At 39.6% G+C, this 19,415-nt stretch carries 16 protein-coding genes and 4 pseudogenes; 2 read left to right on the top strand and 18 right to left on the bottom strand.

Features of this window, described 5'->3' with window-relative positions; translation table 11 throughout:
- Nucleotides 1-209: 209 nt before the first annotated feature.
- Nucleotides 210-410, top strand: a complete 201-nt coding sequence (locus ACFINX_RS02675) for an AlpA family transcriptional regulator (RefSeq protein WP_004860538.1) — start codon at nt 210-212, stop codon at nt 408-410.
- A gap of 102 nt (nt 411-512) precedes the next feature.
- Here ACFINX_RS02675 and ACFINX_RS02680 read toward each other — a convergent pair whose 3' ends face one another.
- From ACFINX_RS02680 to ACFINX_RS02750, 15 genes and pseudogenes are all read right to left on the bottom strand, one after another.
- Nucleotides 513-872: a hypothetical protein gene (locus ACFINX_RS02680; RefSeq protein WP_015856194.1), complete on the bottom strand. Its 360-nt coding sequence runs from the start codon at nt 870-872 to the stop codon at nt 513-515.
- A 64-nt stretch (nt 873-936) separates the two neighbouring features.
- On the bottom strand, nt 937-1,065 hold the full coding sequence (locus ACFINX_RS02685) for a hypothetical protein (protein WP_375630479.1): 129 nt from the start codon (nt 1,063-1,065) through the stop codon (nt 937-939).
- Nucleotides 1,053-1,460, bottom strand: a complete 408-nt coding sequence (locus tag ACFINX_RS02690) for a hypothetical protein (RefSeq protein ID WP_375630478.1) — start codon at nt 1,458-1,460, stop codon at nt 1,053-1,055. Before ACFINX_RS02690 ends, ACFINX_RS02685 begins: the two co-directional genes overlap by 13 nt.
- Nucleotides 1,457-3,406, bottom strand: a pseudogene (locus tag ACFINX_RS02695) (hemagglutinin repeat-containing protein); the annotation flags it as partial. The pseudogene ACFINX_RS02695 and the gene ACFINX_RS02690, both read right to left, overlap by 4 nt.
- 82 nt (nt 3,407-3,488) lie before the next feature.
- On the bottom strand, nt 3,489-3,965 hold the full coding sequence (locus ACFINX_RS02700; protein WP_375616816.1) for a hypothetical protein: 477 nt from the start codon (nt 3,963-3,965) through the stop codon (nt 3,489-3,491).
- Nucleotides 3,966-4,029: 64 nt separating this feature from the next.
- On the bottom strand, nt 4,030-4,158 hold the full coding sequence (locus ACFINX_RS02705) for a hypothetical protein (protein ID WP_375611068.1): 129 nt from the start codon (nt 4,156-4,158) through the stop codon (nt 4,030-4,032).
- Nucleotides 4,146-4,550 carry a hypothetical protein gene (locus ACFINX_RS02710; RefSeq protein WP_375668304.1) on the bottom strand — a complete coding sequence of 135 codons (405 nt, stop codon included), beginning with the start codon at nt 4,548-4,550 and terminating at the stop codon, nt 4,146-4,148. The genes ACFINX_RS02705 and ACFINX_RS02710 overlap by 13 nt, the downstream gene beginning before the upstream one ends.
- Nucleotides 4,547-5,269, bottom strand: a complete 723-nt coding sequence (locus ACFINX_RS02715; protein ID WP_375668329.1) for a filamentous hemagglutinin — start codon at nt 5,267-5,269, stop codon at nt 4,547-4,549. Before ACFINX_RS02715 ends, ACFINX_RS02710 begins: the two co-directional genes overlap by 4 nt.
- Before the next feature lie 12 nt (nt 5,270-5,281).
- Nucleotides 5,282-5,686: a hypothetical protein gene (locus ACFINX_RS02720; RefSeq protein WP_375668305.1), complete on the bottom strand. Its 405-nt coding sequence runs from the start codon at nt 5,684-5,686 to the stop codon at nt 5,282-5,284.
- Nucleotides 5,683-9,483 (bottom strand): annotated as a pseudogene (locus tag ACFINX_RS02725) (hemagglutinin repeat-containing protein); the annotation flags it as partial. The gene ACFINX_RS02720 and the pseudogene ACFINX_RS02725, both read right to left, overlap by 4 nt.
- Before the next feature lie 215 nt (nt 9,484-9,698).
- Nucleotides 9,699-10,589 (bottom strand): outer membrane protein, encoded by an 891-nt coding sequence (locus tag ACFINX_RS02730; protein ID WP_375668306.1) that lies wholly within the window; start codon nt 10,587-10,589, stop codon nt 9,699-9,701.
- A gap of 183 nt (nt 10,590-10,772) precedes the next feature.
- Nucleotides 10,773-11,562: pseudogene (locus ACFINX_RS02735) on the bottom strand (outer membrane protein).
- 361 nt (nt 11,563-11,923) lie between these two features.
- The gene (locus tag ACFINX_RS02740; RefSeq protein WP_375668307.1) at nt 11,924-12,760 is read right to left on the bottom strand and encodes an outer membrane protein; all 837 of its coding nucleotides are present in this window, start codon (nt 12,758-12,760) and stop codon (nt 11,924-11,926) included.
- Between the two features lie 336 nt (nt 12,761-13,096).
- On the bottom strand, nt 13,097-13,930 hold the full coding sequence (locus ACFINX_RS02745; RefSeq protein ID WP_375621215.1) for an outer membrane protein: 834 nt from the start codon (nt 13,928-13,930) through the stop codon (nt 13,097-13,099).
- 1,028 nt (nt 13,931-14,958) lie between these two features.
- Complete coding sequence (locus tag ACFINX_RS02750) at nt 14,959-15,288, bottom strand: hypothetical protein (protein WP_375611785.1); 330 nt, start codon at nt 15,286-15,288, stop codon at nt 14,959-14,961.
- 414 nt (nt 15,289-15,702) lie between these two features.
- On the opposite strand from ACFINX_RS02750, the pseudogene ACFINX_RS02755 reads away from it, so the two are divergent.
- Nucleotides 15,703-16,145, top strand: a pseudogene (locus ACFINX_RS02755) (integrase); the annotation flags it as partial.
- 250 nt (nt 16,146-16,395) lie between these two features.
- On the opposite strand, the gene ACFINX_RS02760 reads toward ACFINX_RS02755, so the two are convergent.
- The 3 genes from ACFINX_RS02760 to mutM form a co-directional block, all read right to left on the bottom strand.
- Nucleotides 16,396-17,016: a ribonuclease D gene (locus ACFINX_RS02760; RefSeq protein WP_375632307.1), complete on the bottom strand. Its 621-nt coding sequence runs from the start codon at nt 17,014-17,016 to the stop codon at nt 16,396-16,398.
- A complete protein-coding gene (locus ACFINX_RS02765) occupies nt 17,009-18,403 on the bottom strand; it encodes a M20/M25/M40 family metallo-hydrolase (protein WP_375611787.1) in 1,395 nt (464 codons plus the stop codon). The genes ACFINX_RS02760 and ACFINX_RS02765 overlap by 8 nt, the downstream gene beginning before the upstream one ends.
- Nucleotides 18,404-18,487: 84 nt before the next feature.
- Complete coding sequence (gene mutM / locus ACFINX_RS02770) at nt 18,488-19,363, bottom strand: bifunctional DNA-formamidopyrimidine glycosylase/DNA-(apurinic or apyrimidinic site) lyase (RefSeq protein ID WP_375613328.1); 876 nt, start codon at nt 19,361-19,363, stop codon at nt 18,488-18,490.
- Nucleotides 19,364-19,415 lie beyond the last annotated feature (52 nt).

Here is a 19,415-nt window from a genome sequence, read left to right on the forward strand (position 1 = left end):
AATCTTAAGATATGGGGTGAATAACCCCATTATCTGTGGATAACTTTCTCTCTCTTCTCTCTCATTCTTTCTCAATAAGAGTCATAAATTATCACATAAAAAATTGTATAATAAAATATTGTTTTCTATAAATAAAACATCTTTCTAAATGAACCAAAATGTGGTTAATAAATGATTATGATTTGTTTTTATAGTGAAAGGATTTTAGAATGACAGAAAATGATATTCTTTTAACAGACCGTGAAAGTGCAAAATTGCTTCATATGAGTGTCTCAACTTTCCGCCGTCATGTAACCAATGGCTCTTTGCCAAAACCTTTAAAATTTGGTTTTTTATCGCGTTGGTTACAATCAGATCTTATCAATGTCATTGAGCAAGCAAAACAGCAACGTTATAATGACGCGGCATAAAAAGAAAGCCTTGTCACGTAAGAACGGACAAGGCTTTCTCAAACTCATCAACCTGGAGCTTTATTTGGTGTAAATTCAAGGCTTTCTCTGCTGAAGCAAGACTTAAGGCTGGCATTCAAGTTGTTCTGAATGCTTTTTACAATAAGGGCTATTTAAGCGTCTCTCAACACTTCGCTGAGGCATGACAGCACCAGGACGACATATGGGAAGATTGTCCGATTTATGGTTTTCACACCATTCTTGTATTGTAAAGCTAGGACGAAAACCTGATTGCGCCATACACATTTCAATACTGGCAAATTGATTCAAATCTAGCGCCACAACCTTATTAAGGTCCGGTACTCCACATTCTAAAAGTATTTTATTTCTCCATAATGCTGGAGAAAGTGAGGGAATTGAGTTAACACATCCAGTGATACTTAACAGAGCTATACAACTCAACAGTTTTAAGATTTTCTTCATTCTTCCCCTCTTTCAATGGATTTATTTACAATAAAAAAGCTCATAAGCCTGTTGATATTTCCTGTCACCGCTTCATTAAAACAACGGTGAACAATATTGAAATGGTTAGTTGAGGAAACAATCCCGTCATTTCAAGCAAAGCAAGGATGAGGGATTGTTGACCATCACAAACAGCAAAACTTAAGGTTGGCATTCATCCGCATTTTTATATTTTTTACAAAACGGGCTGTTTAAGCGCTTTTCGACACTTCTCTTCGGGATGACAGCACCAGCCTGACAAATGGGGAGGTTTTCCTCTTTAAAAGTATAACACGGCTTCCCTCCCCCTTTATAACGGAATCCTGCTTGAATCATACATGTATAAGTTGTTGCTTTTGCATTGATGCTCTGCTTTCTATTTTCTGAATCAGGATCGATAAGACTCGGCATTCCACATTCTAATAAGGCTTTTCCTACCTCAGTAGAATCCGCACCTGACTTCTCCCACATACTCACGTATCCTGGAGCAGGTTTGTCAATGTTTTCAATGTCACATCCAGTAACCGTTAACAAAATGAGCAGGCTTAATAAATTAAACAACATTTTCATTTTTTGTTCCCTGTTCTCGTTGAATAAAGTTTGTTAAAACTAAATGAACCGTAATTCCATCTACACGCATCACTCGCATCAGCATAACAATTATGGGGGCTCGGGTTAAGGCCCAAGACCGCTCTCCCCATCTCTCTGAGAGGATTAGTTGCTATAGTAAATAAACTGTTTGCTGCAAATATCATCATATAAAAAGGATTTTTTATACCTTTCTCCAAAAGTGAAAAATCTAGATTTAAAGGTGCCTTATAAGCCGTAGGCCAATTGTAACCAATCACTGTACTAATGGGGTCTAACATATGACCTTGTATGTAGATATAATTTTTTTCGCCATCGCTTAGATAATCTACTGTATTGGCCATCGATTGCATGTGAGCAGCCGCTCCAACAAGATAGAAGTCTGTTTTCTTGGCTACACTGTGGATACCATGTTCTTGCAAGTCATTTGCTCCATTGCGTATTGTTAAGGTACCCCGGCTATGCCCACTAACAATAGCATTGTCATTGCCATAACGATAGATAAAATCTTGGAACTTCTTGGTCGAATTACTCAATCCCCAAGTGCTACCCTCCCAAAACTTTTGATAATATGCTACCCCTAATTCTACCAGCACATCATCAGCTTGGGGAAAGTATGTAAAATAAAGGGGACCATTTTTATTAACAGCCAATTGGACAGCATTACCCGCAGCATCATCTGGTGAATTAAAAATGCCATTGTAGAACATATAAACAGCACCATTAGGGCCTTTTTGTAAATGCTTTTCTTCCTCTGGCTTTAAAAAGTGATACAGAGTGATATATTTTCCATCACTGCCTTTTATAGGTTTTCCATTTTCATCGGTTAAATAGAGGACATTGCCATTTTCATCATGCGCAACCTCACCCACTGGATGGTCAACATAAAATGCCATTTTACGAACCCCATCCCATATATCAAACCATTCATCTACCCATTTATTTCTCATACCTAAACGATTACGCAATATATCCTCAAGCGGTGCGACATCTAGCTGTCCTACTGCCTGGTGGGCTGTAGCGGTGTTGCGGTTGAGTGCACCAATGATTTGTCCAGCATCTTGCCCCATCGCCCTCTGTCCAGTTATATCAGTAAGGATGATAGTCCCATCACTGATAGCAGATTTGGTTTCTCCTTCTGCTGCATCCTTGGCTTTGCCGTGATTTAAAACATTCTTGGCAATGTTTTTTATCGTGTCGTTCCCAGAAATGCTAAACCCATGGCTGCTGGCTTTAGCATGGGCACTGTTGCTGATATCACTGGTGCTAATGCTTCCTGTGGTCAGGCTGTTTTTGTCCGCCGAGGCTGTGCTTTCAATAATACCTCCGGTCAGCGTTGTTTTGTCTTTAACAATGATATTAAAGCCGCCATCACCCGCTTTGATGCCTGATTGCTCCACAACACTATGATAATCACTAGAGGATTGATCCTTTTGGAAAGAGGCGCTCATGGCCCCCCCACCACCCGTTTGTCCAGCACCAAACCCAACAGAAACAGAGTTTTGCTTACTGGAAGTTTGTCCCGTATCACTGCGGCTGGTAATGGCAAAATCACCCCCTACTTCCATTTCTACACGCTCTCCAGAAACCACGGCGCCTGCCAATGTGGTGTTTGCCCCACTCGTGGTATGAACAGTGCCGGTGCCTATAATATGGCTGTTTTTGTGTTGAACTTCCTCACTGGAACCTTCCCCTTGACTAAAAGCAGCACTGCCCGTTGCCCCTGCGCCACCCGTGCCATAACCGGTGCCAACACTCATTGAAGCACTTTCACTGCTGTTTTGTGTGCTTTGCGTGTTTTGTGCACTTTCAAAGATGATATCTTTACCTGCTTCCATGGTGATCTTTCCGCTCTGTGCATCATTTTCCAGCACATAGATTGGATTGGTACCAGCGATAATATCAGCGCCAACACCATGAATGCTGCCTTATTTAAAGTGCCACCCGCTTGAATAAAGAAGGAGACGGCTTTGATCCCCTACTTCATTCGTGATTTTATCCAACGACCTTTTAACGATGGGGAGGACGCTTTGGTGATCGCTTTTGTAAAGCTTTTTGCTTTTGCTGACGTTTTCTTTCATCCTCAAAATGCGTTAGTAAAGCCCGTTCCTGTTTCGTTTTGTTGGTCACACCAAAGGTGTCATTGTCCATAAATTGCTGATATCCTGCTATCATTAAATTGCTTAGGAATGAGCCACTTTTGGGAGGTTGTGTAAAATAGATCCCTTTTGAATCTTGCAGTTTATATCGGAAACCTGCTTTTTTCATGCACTCATAAACTGAGGCAAATTCACTCGCATACGAATTCATATCACTAGAAGAAGCATAAACCGGTTTCCAGCCACATTTTGATAAGGATTGTTGGATCATCGCTTTATCGACACCTGGTTTTTCCCATAATGCTAAAGTTGATGGAGGAGGTTGGTTAACACATCCAGCTGTATTTAAGAGAGCTATGCAACTCAATAGTTTTAAGATTTTCTTCATTATTCCCCTCTTTCAATGGATTTATTGACAATAAAAAAGCTCATAAGCCTGTTGATATTTCCTATCACCGCTGCTTAAAACAACGGTGAACAATATTGAGATGATTGGTTGAGAAAACAATCCCGCCGTTCCAAGCAAAGGCAAGGATGGCAGATTGTTGATCATCACCAATAGAAACACTTAAGGTTTGCATTCAGGTGCGTTTTTATATTTTTTACAAAAAGGGCTGTTTAAGCGCTTCTTGACACTGCGCTGTGGAACAACAGCGCCTGGACGACAAATGGGCAAGTTTTCAGCTTTATGATTTCCACACCAGCCTCCCCCCACATCATATTTATAGCGAAATCCCGCTTGGAGCATGCAAGCATCAATGGTTGCATTTGCATTATTACTGAGCTTTCTACTTTCTGGATCCTTATCATAAGGGGTTGGCATACCACATTCTAATAATGCTTTTCCTATTTCAGTAAAATCTGCTCCTGGCTTCTCCCAAGCCCCTATAGAAGATATGGGAGTTTTATTAAACTGGCACCCAGCTATACTCAATAGAGTTATCGCACTTAATAATTTTAAGATTTGTTTCATTTTTTACTCCATGATTTACTTGAAGGAACTTGTTCACGATGAGATGTGCCGTAAAGCATGTTGCACATACGCCCCGCATCTCCAAGACAGGTATGGGAGCTTATGGGATTTGTAGCCACTCTCAACCATTCTGTCCAAACGTTACTGCCAGCAGGGAGTGTCCCGTAGGTATAGCAATTGCCGCCAATAGTGGTTTGTTTGCCATCACTCACATAACCTAACAGACCGGATGCAACTAAAGCATTAAAGGCTGGTCCATAGAAATTGATATTCGTGTTGTCGGCTATCCCGTGCACACCTTCTTGTTTGAAAGAATTCAGCATATTCCCCAATGTCATTGTCCCGCGACTATGTCCATAAAGTTCTAACCCTGTAATACCATGGCTATACACCAAATCTTTCGCTTCTTGTGTGGAATTGGTCAAACCCCAAAAGTTATTTTCCATAAACTTCTGGTAGCCTGCTACCAGAAGTTCTGAGATAGCAGAATCGGCTTCTGGGAACACAACAAAATAAAGCGGATTATTTTTATCCTTCGCATGTTGCTCTGCATAAACAGCGGCTTCCTCTGGTGGAGTAAAGATGCCATTAAAGGACACATGCACCTTGCCATCAGCACCTTCTTGCAAATGCTTCTTTTCTTCATCCGTTAAATAATGTGCGTGAGGAAACAATCGCGCCATTCCAAGCGAAGGCAAGGATGGCGGATTGTTGATCATCACTAGCAAGACTTAAGGTTTGCATTCAGGTGCGTTTTTATATTTTTTACAAAAAGGGCTGTTTAAGCGCTTCTTGACACTGGGCCTCGGGATCACAGCGCCTGGACGACAAATGGGAAGGTTTTCGGCTTTAAAAGTATAACACCATCCACCCTCATGTTCATTTTCATAATGGAATCCTGATTGAACCATACACGCATGAATTGTTGCCCATGCATTGATACTAAGCTTTCTGCTTTCTGGATCGGTATAATAAGGTGTTGGCATTCCACATTCTAACAAGGCTTTTCCTACCTCTGTAAAATCTGCTCCTGATTTCTTCCACGCTGCCACCTCTCCTAGAGGAGGTTTATCGATATTACATCCAGTTATAATTAACAAAGTTACAGTGCTTAATAATTTTAGAGTTTGTTTCATTTTTTACTCCGTGATTTACTTAAAGGAAATTGTTCACGATGAGATAAACCATAATCATATCTACATTGTGGACTCGCATCTCCAAGACAAGTATGGGAGCTTATGGGATTCATGATCACTCTCCACCATTCTTTCCACATGTTACTACCAGCAGGTATTGTCTCGTAGGTATAGCCATTGCCGCCAATAATTCTGCTTACAAAGTCATATCTATTCCCATCAAAACCAATAGTGGTTTGTTTGCCACCACTCACATAACCTAACAGACCGGATGCCGCCAAAACATTAGCCGCTGGTCCATAGAAACTGATCGTTGTATTGCCAGCTACATCATTTACACCTTCTTGTTTGAAAGAATTCATCATATTAAAGCCTGTCAAACTGCCACGACTATGGGCATCAAAATGCAATCCTGTGTTACCATAGCGAGACATTATATCTTTTGCTTCTTGTGTGGAATTGGTCAAACCCCAAAAGTTATTTTCCATAAACTTCTGATAGCCCGCGACCAGAAGTTCTGAGATAGCAGAATCGGCTTGAGGGAACACAACAAAATAAAGCGGTACATTTTTATTCTCCGCATGTTGCTCTGCATAAACAGCCGCCTCATAGGGTGGTGTAAAAATGCCATTGAGGGACACATGCACCTTGCCATCAGCACCTTCTTGCAAATGTTGCTTTTCTTCATCCGTTAAATAATGAAACTTAGGAATATTTTGTCCACGAGCATCTCTTATAGGTACCCCATTTGCATCTATTTCATAGATTGTATTGCCATTTTCATCACGGTCGACCACGGCAATGGGGTGCTCTTTGATAAACATGGTTTTATAGGAATCATCGCTGTATTTAAACCCCTCTTCTAAGAGTTGCGTTACCATTTCACGGTTTTCATGGACGATTTGTTCCAGCTTGCCTACATCGAGCTGTTGTACACCCTTATGGGCGCTAGCAGTATCCCGATTAAGGGAGGCTATGGCTTGTTCCACGTCTTGTCCTGTCAACGCCTTCTGCCCTGCTTCATCAGTAATGACGATAGTGCCATTGCTGATAGCGGATTTGGTATATCCTTCCTCTGAATCTTTAGCTTTTGAATGATCTAAGACATTTTTAGCAATGTTTTTCCCGACACCATATTTGCCCTGATACATCGGACCACCCGCAGAAATGCTTAAACCTTAACTGCTGGCTTGCGCATGCGCACTGTTGCTGATATCACTGGTACTAATGCTTCCTGTGGTCAGGCTGTTTTTTTCTGCCGGCGCGGTGCTTTCAATAATACCTCCGGTCAGCGTTGTTTTATCTTTAACGTTGATCTTAAAACCACCATCACCCGCTTTGATGCCTGATTGTTCCACAACACTATGATAATCACTAGAGGATTTATCCTTGTTCAAGGAAATATTGGTTGTGGCTGTACCATCCTTTTCTCGGCTATTATAACCAATGGAAACAGAGTTTTGCTTGCTGGAACTGTGTCCCGTATCACTGCGGCTGGTAATGGCAAAATCACCCCCTACTTCCATTTCTACACGCTCTCCAGAAACCACGGCGCCTGCCAATGTGGTGTTTGCACCACTCGTTGTGTGAACTGTGCCGGTGCCAATAATATGGCTGTTCTTCTGGTGAACCTCCTCACTGGAACCCTTGCCTTTACCAAAAGAAGCATTCCCCATCCACCCTGTACCACCGGTACCATAACTATACCCAACATTCATCGAAGCGCTTTGCGTGTGGTTTTCTGTGCTTTGCGTATTTTGCGCACTTTCAAAGATGATATCTTTACCTGCTCCCATGGTGATATTCCCGCTCTGTTCATCATTGCTTTGCATCGGGTTTGTACCAGCGATAATATCGGCTCCAACACCATGGATGCTGCCTTTGTGGGCTTGCATATTAACAGCGCGTCCTGCTTCTATTGTACCTGTTACCGCGGTAGAAGTCTGAACAGAGGCTTCTGCCTTCTCTGTCTTAAAGCCCACGGTTACGCTAGCAGAAACATCAGCAATATCACGAATAGACTGTTTAAGGTTTCCACCCTTCATCTCATTATAAAGACCTTTGCCTTTGCTATAGAGATCATAGCCTTTTAGACCAGCAATAAGACCATTGCCGATTTTGTGTTTTGTATCCCCATGACCAAAACGTTTGACTGCATCCCTTACATCTTGTACAGCACCAAGAATGCCCACATTGACAGAGCCTGTCACACCAGCAAAAGACTTTTCATGCTTTTCTTTTGCGTTAGAGGTATCATAGCTTTCTGATAGGGTGATATTATTGCCGGCATCCATGTTGACATCACGATCCGCCGAAACAATGGCTGCTTGTAAATTCACATCATTGTCAGCAGTAATCTGCACATCTTGGCGTGCCGTGATGTGTGATTGTGTGGAAGTGGTTTCCCATTGATCGCCCGTATCTTTGGCGCTTGCAATTCCAACACCTACAGAAGCACCGCTGTTGCTCTTTTCAAACTGAAACCCAAAGCCTTCCCGTTCTTCTACAGAGTTTGACTTATGGCTATTATGACCAACAAGCACATTCACATCATGCGCTGCGGTAAGATTAACATTTTCCCCTACAAGATCAGAGCCAACAATTTTCACATCTTTTTTCTTGGCAGTGATGGTGATCGTACCATCCGCATTGAGAGAAGAACCTTGATGCTCAAAACTCTCTTCATTTTCTGTCTTTCCCTCACTCCCGTATATCGACACAAAGCCCTTACCTGATCCCACACCAAAACCTGTTTCATGGGTCTCTGAATGGCTTTTATGGTGATCTGTCATGCCATCAATCGTCACATTTTCTCCGCTCACATTGATATCTTGACCGGAAAGAAGATGAGAAGCAGAAATCTTGGCTTCTCCTTGTGCGTCTAACACGATGTTTCCCGTCGCCCCAAGGATAGAGGAGACCGTTGTGGTATGCGATTGAGATGTATCGGACGATTCCTCATGCAAAAAGCCACTTGATGACGATTGTGCTTGCTGATCCAAGTGTTCTTGGGCGCCTTTGATAGTAATCTTTCCCCCAGAGTGAATGGTAATATCCGCTTTTTTCTGATCTCCTAGTGCTTTCTCTCCTGACGTTTCCTCTGCCTTACCGGCTATGAGCGTCGAGGCGACAACTTCCGTGTTATTTCCTGAGTCAATGGCAATGCCTTCACCCCCTGTTATGCTCGACCCCACAACTTGGCGCACATCCATCTTGTTATGCTCAGATTTGCTGCTACTAAATGCTCCACCGTCTTTATGGTACGACATCTCATACTGTAAGCTATCCTCTGCATTATTGATCAGGACATCGTTGCTGGCTTTCAGCCCCACCTTGCCATCAGCCGCAATGGAACTACCTGTGATGCTAAGATCATGCGATTTGCCATCCTGCCCTGCAATGACAGTGGTGTCACCTCCCGATTTTATCGAAGAGCCAACGGCATGAGAGGCTTGCATGTCCACTTTCGTGTTTTTGGTGCGAAGATGATATTCCATCTCATCGTTTCTCACCCCTATTGTTACCTCCCCTTGGGCGCCAAGAGCAACATTACCCTTGGCATCTATATCGGAAGCAGCCATATGGATATCGCCACCCGATAGAACAGTGGTCTCTTTTCCAGAACTTAAATGAGAGCCATTGTGCACGGCGACATGAAAGGTTTGATCCCCGCGATGACTATTGGTACTGTTGCGTGTGGCATCAATCGAAACATTCCTCTCAGCTTGCAAGAGAAGTTTATCCTTTGTTTGAACATCAGAGCCTAAAATATTCAAATCTTTTCCAAAGACATAAGTGAGATTGATGTACTTTGAAAAATATTTATTTAAAAAAAATGTGTGAATACACAACAACAAGTATATTCCGTTTAGGGCGTTCTGTTTTGCATGAGGAGTATGATCCCATTAAAAATGAAGAAATTAAGAGGAATAAAATAGAGAGATAATAAAATAAAGGCCCCGTTAAACGAGGCCTTAGTATTTTTTGTGCTGATAATTTCATTTTTACGAAATTAGAATTTGTAAGCGACACCTACACGGAAGTCATTGGTTTTGTAGTTGAATTCACGTGTATCGTTGGCGAATTTCTTTTTACCAAAATCGGAGTAACGGTATTCAGCACGTAAAAGAACGTTGTCGGTCATTGCAAAGTCAACTCCACCACCAATAGTGAAACCAACCATTGTCTTCGTGTCATCAGCCCAAGTACCACCAGTCAAATCTATGGCTTGCTTAGCCCCTGCCTCTGGCACTTTTCCATCCCCGCCAGCTTTCTGCTCAACTTTAGCTCTCTCTCCTTTTCCTGCAACGGATTGAATGCCCTGCACCTGCGCATAGGCAATACCACCAGCAACATAAGGCATAATACGGTCAACAGCAGCAAAACCGATACGGACACGTGTCGCACCAGACCATTTTTCTTTGTAACTGTGCGTTTCTGTTACCTTGTCACCGTTTTCAAACCGTTGCTGACCTTTTAATTCAACCTTAGCTTTTTCAAGGGCATCATTAAAATTTGCTGCATCTTTTTCAGTAAGGGTCAATTCACGGGCTTTTTTTGATTCTTCACGGTCTGCCCAAACTGCATCGGTTTCAACACCGAGAACGAGACCATTTCCGAGGTCTACGTTAGATCCGGCATAAATGCCACCCATGAAACCAGAAGGACTAGGTGTGTTATCTTTTTTGAAAAGTTCTTTGTCTGCTCCTGGAATAGTTACTTTAGTTTTACTCGAAAAGTTGCCAACTTGACCACCAAGATAAAAACCTGTCCAAGAAAACGAAGGGGCTGCTGCAATAACTGCTGGTGCAACTTCATGAGGGATCACCACGTCAGCAGCTTGTGCTGCAGAAACTGAAATTAAAGCGGCAATAGAAGTTGCTATTAAAGATTTTGTATTCATAATTTTGCTCCTAAATTAACTATAAAATGACCTTACAAGATTATAGATAGAAAAGCTGTAGTAAAAATGTCACAACCATACAAATAAACACCCAGAAAACCAGTGGTTTGATCAAAGTCAAGATCTCTTAAAAATTTAATTTTTTATTAATACTTTTTATTCATAATTGTACTTTTGATGAAATTAGAACTTGTAAGCGACATCTACATGAAAGTCATTGCTTCTGTAGCCTAGTTTAAGGTAATCCTTTTTAAATTCCTTCTTACCAAAGTCTGAGTAACGGTATTCCGTACGAAGCAGAATATAATTTGTCATCGCGAAATCTATATCACCACCAAGAGTGAAATCCACCATCGTTTTTGTTTTATCAAATACCGTAGCAGAAAATGCTTTACTTGGGTTATCATTTGCCGATTTTTTTGTTCCTGAAATTTTACCAACACCCTGTATTTACGCATAAGCAATACTATCGGCAACATAAGGCATAATACGATCAGCGACGGAAAAACCAACACGAACCCGTGTTGCACCAAACCTTTTTTCTTTGAAACCAATGCGATAAACTGCTGTGTAACCCTTTTGAAACTTTTCATTTTCATCCAATGTAACACCAGCATCTTCAAATTCATCATTAAAATCATCAATCGTAAGAATCTTTGAGACCGTCTTCGTCTCTCCTCAGTCTGCCCAGACTGTATCAGTTTCAACACCTAGAATGAGGACATTTCCAAGATCTACGTTGGAACCTAAATAAATACCACTTATGAAACCGGAAGGCATAGGTAGTGCATCTTTATCTGAAGTTTTTTCTTTTGTCTCAAAATCAAATACATAAACTTTGACTTGAAAAGTTGCCAACTTAACTACCAAGATAAAAACCTGTCTAAGAAAACGAAAGAGCTATGATAACTGTTGGAGCTGTTTTACGAGGAATGACAATATCAGCAGCTTGTGCCACAGAAGCTGTAGTCATAGCGATAACAAAAGTTGTTACTAAAGATTTTGTATTCGTAAACTTTGCGCCTCATTTATTTAGAGGATAATGCTACAAGATTACATAAAGAAAAGCTGTCGTAAAAAATAATACAGTCATAGAAAATGGAGGATGCGCTCAAAACAAAATCGCTGCATGACTTTACAACGCTATTAACTTCACTCCGTACGAGAATTCGTAAGTTAACTTATCGATTTTGAATGTAATTCTTGTCTGTCGTTTATGAAAATATTTTTATATCTCCAATAAATATGGAGTGAGTAATAATATAACAACAGAAAATAATAGAGGCTCTGTCAAAGACAGAGCCTCTTGGAAGTTTATTTCGTTTTTTACGAAATTAGAATTTGTAAGCAACGCCAACGCGGAAATCATTGACTCTGTATTGAAGTTCAGCTGTGTCTTTAAAATATTTCTTTTTACCGTAGTCTGAGTAACGGTATTCTGCACGCAACAGAACATTGTCTGTCATTGCGAAGTCAACACCAGCACCAAGGGTGAAACCAACGAGGGTCTTTGTTTCATCATATACGTTACCAGAAGCAATAACCTTATTAGCATCCTTACCAGCATTAGCATCTTTTTTCACTTCAAGTGCGGAAATGCCCTGCATCTGCGTATAAGCAACACCACCAGCGATATAAGGCATGATACGATCAGTAGCAAAACCTATACGAACGCGTGTAGCACCAGACCACTTTTCTTTCATAGTAATACTTTCGATGTATTCATCCCCGCCTGCAACTTCTAGACCATCGTTCTTTTTGATCTTAGCATCATTGAGGAGTTTATTAATTTCCTCAAGACTTTTACCAGTTGGCTGTCCAACAAGCATTGTTATACCATCAATTGTGTCTTTTTTACCAATAAAAGAGACATCTGTATCCAAGCCGAAGATCACACCATTGCCGAGATCAACATTGTAACCTGTGTATAGGCCACCGAGCATACCGGAAAGCTTAAGATCGTGCCAACCTAAAGTGCTAGAACCTTTGTCAGATTTCATTGAACGACCACCAATCTGAGCACCAAGATAAAAACCTGTCCAAGAATAGGCAGGGGCTGCTGTGATGACTGCTGGGGCTGTTTCACGAGGGATGATAACATCAGCAGCTTGTGCTGCAGAAGCTGCTGCTATAGCGATAACAGAAGTTGTTACTAAAGATTTTATATTCATAAACTTTGCTCCTAATTTATTTATGAGCACAGTGCTACAAGATTACAGAAAGAAAAGCTGTAGTAAAAATGATACAGTCACAGAAAATGGAGGGCACATCCCAGACAAAATCGCTTCATAGCTTGATTTTGTACGAGAAACCTAAAGATTATATATAAATAACTTATTGATTTTTAAATGTAATTTTTGTTTGTTGTCTATGAATTTTTTTAAGAAAATCTGAATAATATCTTTTCACATCCACAATAAATTATGTATTGTGTGATAATATAGCAACAAAGAATAACAGAGGCTCGGTCAAAGACAGAGCCTCTTCGTTATTTAACTTACCATCTATTAAAATTTGTAAGCAACACCAACTCGGAAATCATTGGTTTTGTAAGATGTCTCATATTTATCATTTGAGAATTTCTTTTTACCAAAATCTGAGTAACGATATTCCGCACGTACAATAATATTATTGGTCATTGCTAAATCAACACCAGCACCAAGGGTGTAACCAACAAGGGTCTTTGTTTCATCAGACAGAGTACCAGAAGCGATTACTTTGTCTGAATCTTTATCTGTTATTGAAATCAACGCACTATCTTGAAGCTGTGTATAAGCGATACCACCAGCAACATAAGGCATAATGCGTTCAGCTGCAAAACCAATACGCACGCGCGTTGCACCAGCCCACTTTTCTTTAAAAGTGAAACTGTGGGTTCGTTTAGCACCAGGTTTAAGCGCATCTTTACCAATATTAATTGCAGCGTCTTTTAATACCTTGTTAATATAATTGATGTGTTCTGGGGCAATGACATATGTTTTTCCTGTCTTCGTGTCATCTTTATTAGACCACATGATATCTGTATCAACACCTAGAATAAGGCCATTACCAAGATCAACGTTGGAACCTGCATAAAGCCCCCCCATGAAACCAGATAGTTTAGGCAAAAGGTCATCAGGCGCTGGAATCTTGTTTCCATTACTGAGAATATCCATTTTCGTTTTACCCGAAAAACCACCAATCTGGCCCCCAACATAAAAACCTGTCCAAGAAAAAGTTGGAGCAACAATAACGGGAGCAACAGGTGTTGGTCTTGGGGGAACAATAACATCTGCTGCTTGTGCTGCTGAAGCTGAAACAAAAGCGAAAGCAGAAGCTGTTATTAACCATTTCATATTCATATTTTCTCTCCATAGCTGAATATTTATTTGAACACACCGTTTCATATAGAGCACCATCTTCAGATATCTGTAGCAAAAATGATACACTTATAAAAAAAACAAAAAGCCAATCAAAGTACCCTTAATTGCTTGATCTGTAATAAATGAGAATAAAACTATGCCCATGCACAAATGGTCTCTTTTCCTCACGTTTTCTCTCCTTTATCATTTTGATAAAAAAACTGCGTCACAGTACCCTCCGTGTAAAGCGTGTGCTATTGACATAAAAATATAATATATTGATTTATAATGAAAAAATATCTTTTATATTAATTCGTCTGCAATATTGACGATGCTCTTATCTTAAGCCTTTTTATATTAAAGAAACCAAAACCATCCCTCTGCACCTCACAAACAAGCAAGTGTGTGAATAAATAAAACTATTTAAAAGCTAAAATGCTTCCTATTAATACTCTCAATATTGTAATAGTGAAGACCGTTACAATATTGAGGGCAGCTAAATCTAACTGTTCCATTTAAATTCATACAAACAACGTTTTTAGCTTCATCCTTCGCATAACCAAATGTGAATAGCACTTTGATTATTTTTTCATCATTGTAAAGAACGCTTGTAGCGCACATGAACAAGATCTCCACTACCCTATGGACTGCAACAAGATTACATGCAATTTCATCACGCTTGCTCTTTGTTTTTATTTAGGCATTTATTCCTTTTTGACATATTTACCATTTTTTTCTTCTCTCAACCTTATAGTAAAGTCTTTTTCAGAGATTCAGCCTTATTTGTAGGCTATCATTTCATACTCCTTTACAAGACGAAATTGAAAAAAATACCTAAAGACAGACAACCGGTATGATAAACATTAAAACTTATATAGAAATCTCCTTAAAGCTGAAAAAATGAGAAATCTTTCTGAAAGTTTTCAACCCACCCCTTGCTTTAAAAATCATGAATTTGGCAGAAAAAATATCCCTCTTTTTCAACTTCAAAGCATATATTATACTTCTTGATGTTGTTTTTTCACTTTTTAAAAACTCATTGGACCTCGTGCAAATAGGTTTGGCCGTCCTTTTTTCCCTGGTCTTCTTTTAGGATAATGATCTCTTTTTTTACCAGAATGTAACACAGGTACTAACTTAGCTGCTGTTATGCTTTCGCTGTTATTTGTGCAAGAAAGTTCTATCTGAAAAACTTCAGATAATAACTTGCGAAGCTGTTCACCAGTAAAAAAACCTATTGGAGGAACAGCCGAAGATGCTCTCTGTATAAGGTTTTGAGACGCTAAAAAACTTGCACCTTGAGCCATAGAGATTGAAGCAAAAGTAGCAAAAGCTGTAATAAAATATTTTATGTTCATAAATTTAACCTCATCAAATATTCATAATGGATTTTATCTAGTGCCTTCATTGCAAATTTCCAGAAAAAATAGCATGTTTATAGATAAAAAGTGAGAATCCTTAAAAATAAAGCTTTGGAGCATTTTAATTTTAAAATAAAAGAAAATTGCCCTGCTCTGCCAACATAGAAATTACTTATTGAGTAATAAATAAAGGCACGAAGTATCGTCTGAAAATAATAAACTATACGAACTTCATATAATATACTGATTTATAATGATAATATAGCGTTATCCATATTGACTGAGAATCCTAAATACCATAAGATTCTCTCATTCCAAATCTTTTTCATGTTGAATCAATCAAAACCATTTGTTTGCACGTTACAAGTTGAGAGAGCTGTGTGGATAAAAAACACTAAAAAAAGACTAAAAATGCCTCTTATGAACCGTCTCAAGTGCTAAGGACTTACACAACATTGGGAATTGGTACAGTTGTGTGGATGGTAGCGGCTTGTTACTCCATAAGCATAAAGATGGTAGTGTTCAATAGATTTTATATTGGTATTGGAAGCTTTATTGTTATATCTTTTATGAGCGCCACCGTAAAATGAACTTGGGTGTCGGTTTCTTTACAAAAAGCACATGAATTAGCAACACAAATATATTCCGTTTAGGGCGTTCTGTTTTACACGAAGAACGTAAATCCATTAAAAACATGAGGCAATGCGTAATCTCTATTATTTAACAGACATTGCTTTAAATACTTTTGAAAGTCGTAAAGCAGAATTAAAAATGATGGTAAAGATGAGATTTGGTTTTTACATTTACACATTCATATTCTCCCCCAATTAGGCTGTATACCGGTTTCAGAGATTTAAGTCTTCCAACCTACCGTATGTTTCCAGCCTCTCCTCAAAATTGCTTTGTTTCAAATAAAAGCTGTTACAAAAATAAAAAATATGGATTCGCAAAAGTATTTTTATTGCCTAAACTTCAAATGAAATAGCACTTAAGAATTTATTATAATTCTTATCAGAAAAGATGAGAGGATAAAACGCCCATAATGTACAAGCATTTTGTCCTCTCACATCAATAATTAACTCTATTTAAAAGCCAATTTTAAAGTTAGCTATGCGCAAAAATATCAACTTCCGCCCATCCTAAAAGATCAAGCCTAGCTCTCATAGGCAAAAATTGAAAGCATGCCTTGGCAACATTTTCTCGCTCTTCACGTCTTAAACGTTCTTCAAATATAACCTTTAAACGATGTAAATATAACACATCCGACGCAGCATATTCAATTTGTGCCTGTGATAACGTTTCTGCCGCCCAATCCGAAGATTGTTGCTGTTTAGAAATATTCACATTCAGCAATTCATTACAAATTTCTTTCAAGCCATGACGATCCGTATAAGTGCGCGTGAGTTTCGAAGCAATCTTTGTACAAAAAATAGCCTCTGGCATAACACCAAATGTATGCGCTAAAATAGCAAGATCAAAACGCCCAAAATGAAATATTTTGGTTATTGCGTTATCCTCAAGCAATTTTATCAAATTTGGTGCACTCTTTTGTTCTTTAGCAATCTGAATAACGTCAGCAGTACCATCTCCAGAAGAAAGCTGAACAACGCATAAACGATCACGATAGGGTTGTAATCCTAAAGTCTCGGTATCAATCGCAATGGCATCAGTTTTATAATTGTCTAAGTTTGGTAAATCACCTTGATGAACGCGAATCTCAGCCATTTACCCTCCTACTTGCTAAAGCAGCAAGAATACGCGCCCAAGACCGCTGCCCCTTATGAAACGATTTTAAATTATACTTTTCATTAGGAGAATGAATACGGTCATCAGCCAATCCAAAACCAACCAAAAGAGTTTCCATACCAAGAATTGACCGAAAATCTGCTACAATTGGGATCGAGCCCCCCATGGCTGTCAAGACAGCGGGCACTTCCCACTCTTGTGATAAGGCATCCTTCGCCTCCTTGATAAAAGATGAATCATCAGAAATCTGAAGTGCCGGAGAAGAACCGTGATTCTTAAATTCAACCTTACAATCAGCAGGAATTGAGCTACGTACATAATCACGCAACGCTTGGCGTATTTTCTCTGGATCTTGCTTATGCACCAAACGACACGATACTTTTGCACTCGCTTGAGAAGCAATAACTGTTTTCATCCCCTCCCCTTCATAGCCGCCACTAATACCATTAATTTCCATGGTAGGACGTGCCCATACAAGCTCTAAAATGCTCCGCCCTTTTTCACCAGCTGGAACGGAAAGTCCTATAGGACCAAGAAAATTTTCAGCAGTACAATTAAGTGCATTCCATGATTGTAAAATCTGTGGAGGTGTTTCTTCTACGCCATCATAAAAACCAGGAAGTGTTGCCCTATTATTTTCATCGTGAAGTCCTGCTAAGATTTTCGTTAAAATACGAATGGGATTAGCTGCTACTCCTCCAAAATAACCAGAATGTAAATCACGATTCGCTGCTGTGATAATAATCTCTTCTGCCATAATTCCCCGAAGAGAAAGAGCAATAGATGGTGTATCCGCATCCCACATTGACGTGTCACAAACCAATGCATAATCTGCCTTAAGTTCATCTGTATTTGCTTTTAAAAAAGGAATAAGGGAAGGAGAAGCACATTCTTCTTCTCCCTCAAATAAAACAGTAACTTTAATAGGAAGCTGCCCTGTTTCTTTCTTAAATGCACGACATGCTTCAATAAAAGTCATCAACTGACCTTTGTCATCTGAAGCTCCACGAGCACAAATAACTTTCTCTCCATCTCTCTCTTTTAAAGAAGGTGTAAATGGATCATCCTCCCATAAACTCAATGGATCAACAGGTTGAACATCATAATGTCCGTAAAACAGCACATGCAAACAATCATCTGAAGGTCCAGGATGATGCCCAACAACCATTGGATGCCCCGGCGTATCACGGCGTGAAGCCTCAAAACCGATGCTTTTTAAATCCTCCACTAACCAATCAGCTGCTTTACGACATGCATCCTTGTAAGCCGAGTCTGTAGAAATCGATTGAAAACGTAAAAGAGAAAAAAGGCGTTCAAGGCTCTTCTCTATATTTCCATCAAGATGTGTTAGTACTTTATTCAGCATAAAAAAAACCTTTCAAGCCTTGTGTAATTATATTATAGATGCGATGACTTTAAGCCTCTTGTAAGATTTTGCAAGACACCTTATTCATTTTTGACATTGTGAGCAGTAAAAACTTGAACGTCCAGCCTGTAAAATGCGCATAATAGGCGCTCCACATTCCAAACATTGCTTGCCTTCTCGTCCATAAACTGAAAAAGCATGCTGAAAATAACCAAGCGAACCATCTATATGCATATAATCACGTAAAGAAGAGCCACCAGACAAAATGGCTTCAGAAATCACATTGCGTATATTTTGTGCTAAAGAATCTGCAAATTCACGTGCACGTGCCGTTTTTGATGCTAATGTAAATGCACCACGTTGTGGAGACAAACGACTCCGCCAAAGTGCTTCACAAACATAAATATTCCCAAGACCTGCAACAATAGACTGATCAAGTAAAACACCCTTGAGAGACATTTTTTTATTAACAAAAGCCTTTTGTAAATAACGACCAGAAAACGAATTACTTATAGGTTCAAGACCTAGCTTATTTAAAAGTGGATGTTCATAAAGCTTATCCGTATCGACTAAAAGCATAAACCCAAAGCGACGCACATCATTATAAATAAGACGATAAACGTCACCATTCTTTGTCTGAATATCCATGACAAAATGATCATGTTTAACTAATTTACTTGACGCTGAACAAGCTTTTCTTAAAAAATCATTCTCTATACGCCATGAACCAGACATTCCTAAATGGCTTAAAATCGTTTCATCCTGAGAAAGATGAAATAATAAATATTTCGCACGCCGACCAAGTTCTATAATTGTTCTGCCAATAAGGCGCTCAGAAAAAGCCTCAGGAAAAGGAAAGCGCAAATCTCTACGATTAAGTTTGACAGATACTATCTTTGCATCAGTTACAACGGACTCAAGTCCACGACGAACTGTCTCTACTTCAGGAAGCTCAGGCATTACTCTTCTTTAATAATTATACACTTTCCAATCGTATCACTGATAAATTGAC

Source organism: Bartonella sp. AP36NXGY (assembly GCF_042195865.1).
GTDB lineage: Bacteria > Pseudomonadota > Alphaproteobacteria > Rhizobiales > Rhizobiaceae > Bartonella.

Bases quoted from the DNA above. Each gene is read 5' to 3' on its own strand.
- ACFINX_RS02675 (WP_004860538.1), top strand. From the start codon at position 210: ATGACAGAAAATGATATTCTTTTAACAGACCGTGAAAGTGCAAAATTG.
- ACFINX_RS02680 (WP_015856194.1), bottom strand. From the start codon at position 872: ATGAAGAAAATCTTAAAACTGTTGAGTTGTATAGCTCTGTTAAGTATC.
- ACFINX_RS02685 (WP_375630479.1), bottom strand. From the start codon at position 1,065: ATGCCAACCTTAAGTTTTGCTGTTTGTGATGGTCAACAATCCCTCATC.
- ACFINX_RS02690 (WP_375630478.1), bottom strand. From the start codon at position 1,460: ATGAAAATGTTGTTTAATTTATTAAGCCTGCTCATTTTGTTAACGGTT.
- ACFINX_RS02700 (WP_375616816.1), bottom strand. From the start codon at position 3,965: ATGAAGAAAATCTTAAAACTATTGAGTTGCATAGCTCTCTTAAATACA.
- ACFINX_RS02705 (WP_375611068.1), bottom strand. From the start codon at position 4,158: ATGCAAACCTTAAGTGTTTCTATTGGTGATGATCAACAATCTGCCATC.
- ACFINX_RS02710 (WP_375668304.1), bottom strand. From the start codon at position 4,550: ATGAAACAAATCTTAAAATTATTAAGTGCGATAACTCTATTGAGTATA.
- ACFINX_RS02715 (WP_375668329.1), bottom strand. From the start codon at position 5,269: ATGATCAACAATCCGCCATCCTTGCCTTCGCTTGGAATGGCGCGATTG.
- ACFINX_RS02720 (WP_375668305.1), bottom strand. From the start codon at position 5,686: ATGAAACAAACTCTAAAATTATTAAGCACTGTAACTTTGTTAATTATA.
- ACFINX_RS02730 (WP_375668306.1), bottom strand. From the start codon at position 10,589: ATGAATACAAAATCTTTAATAGCAACTTCTATTGCCGCTTTAATTTCA.
- ACFINX_RS02740 (WP_375668307.1), bottom strand. From the start codon at position 12,760: ATGAATATAAAATCTTTAGTAACAACTTCTGTTATCGCTATAGCAGCA.
- ACFINX_RS02745 (WP_375621215.1), bottom strand. From the start codon at position 13,930: ATGAATATGAAATGGTTAATAACAGCTTCTGCTTTCGCTTTTGTTTCA.
- ACFINX_RS02750 (WP_375611785.1), bottom strand. From the start codon at position 15,288: ATGAACATAAAATATTTTATTACAGCTTTTGCTACTTTTGCTTCAATC.
- ACFINX_RS02760 (WP_375632307.1), bottom strand. From the start codon at position 17,016: ATGGCTGAGATTCGCGTTCATCAAGGTGATTTACCAAACTTAGACAAT.
- ACFINX_RS02765 (WP_375611787.1), bottom strand. From the start codon at position 18,403: ATGCTGAATAAAGTACTAACACATCTTGATGGAAATATAGAGAAGAGC.
- mutM (WP_375613328.1), bottom strand. From the start codon at position 19,363: ATGCCTGAGCTTCCTGAAGTAGAGACAGTTCGTCGTGGACTTGAGTCC.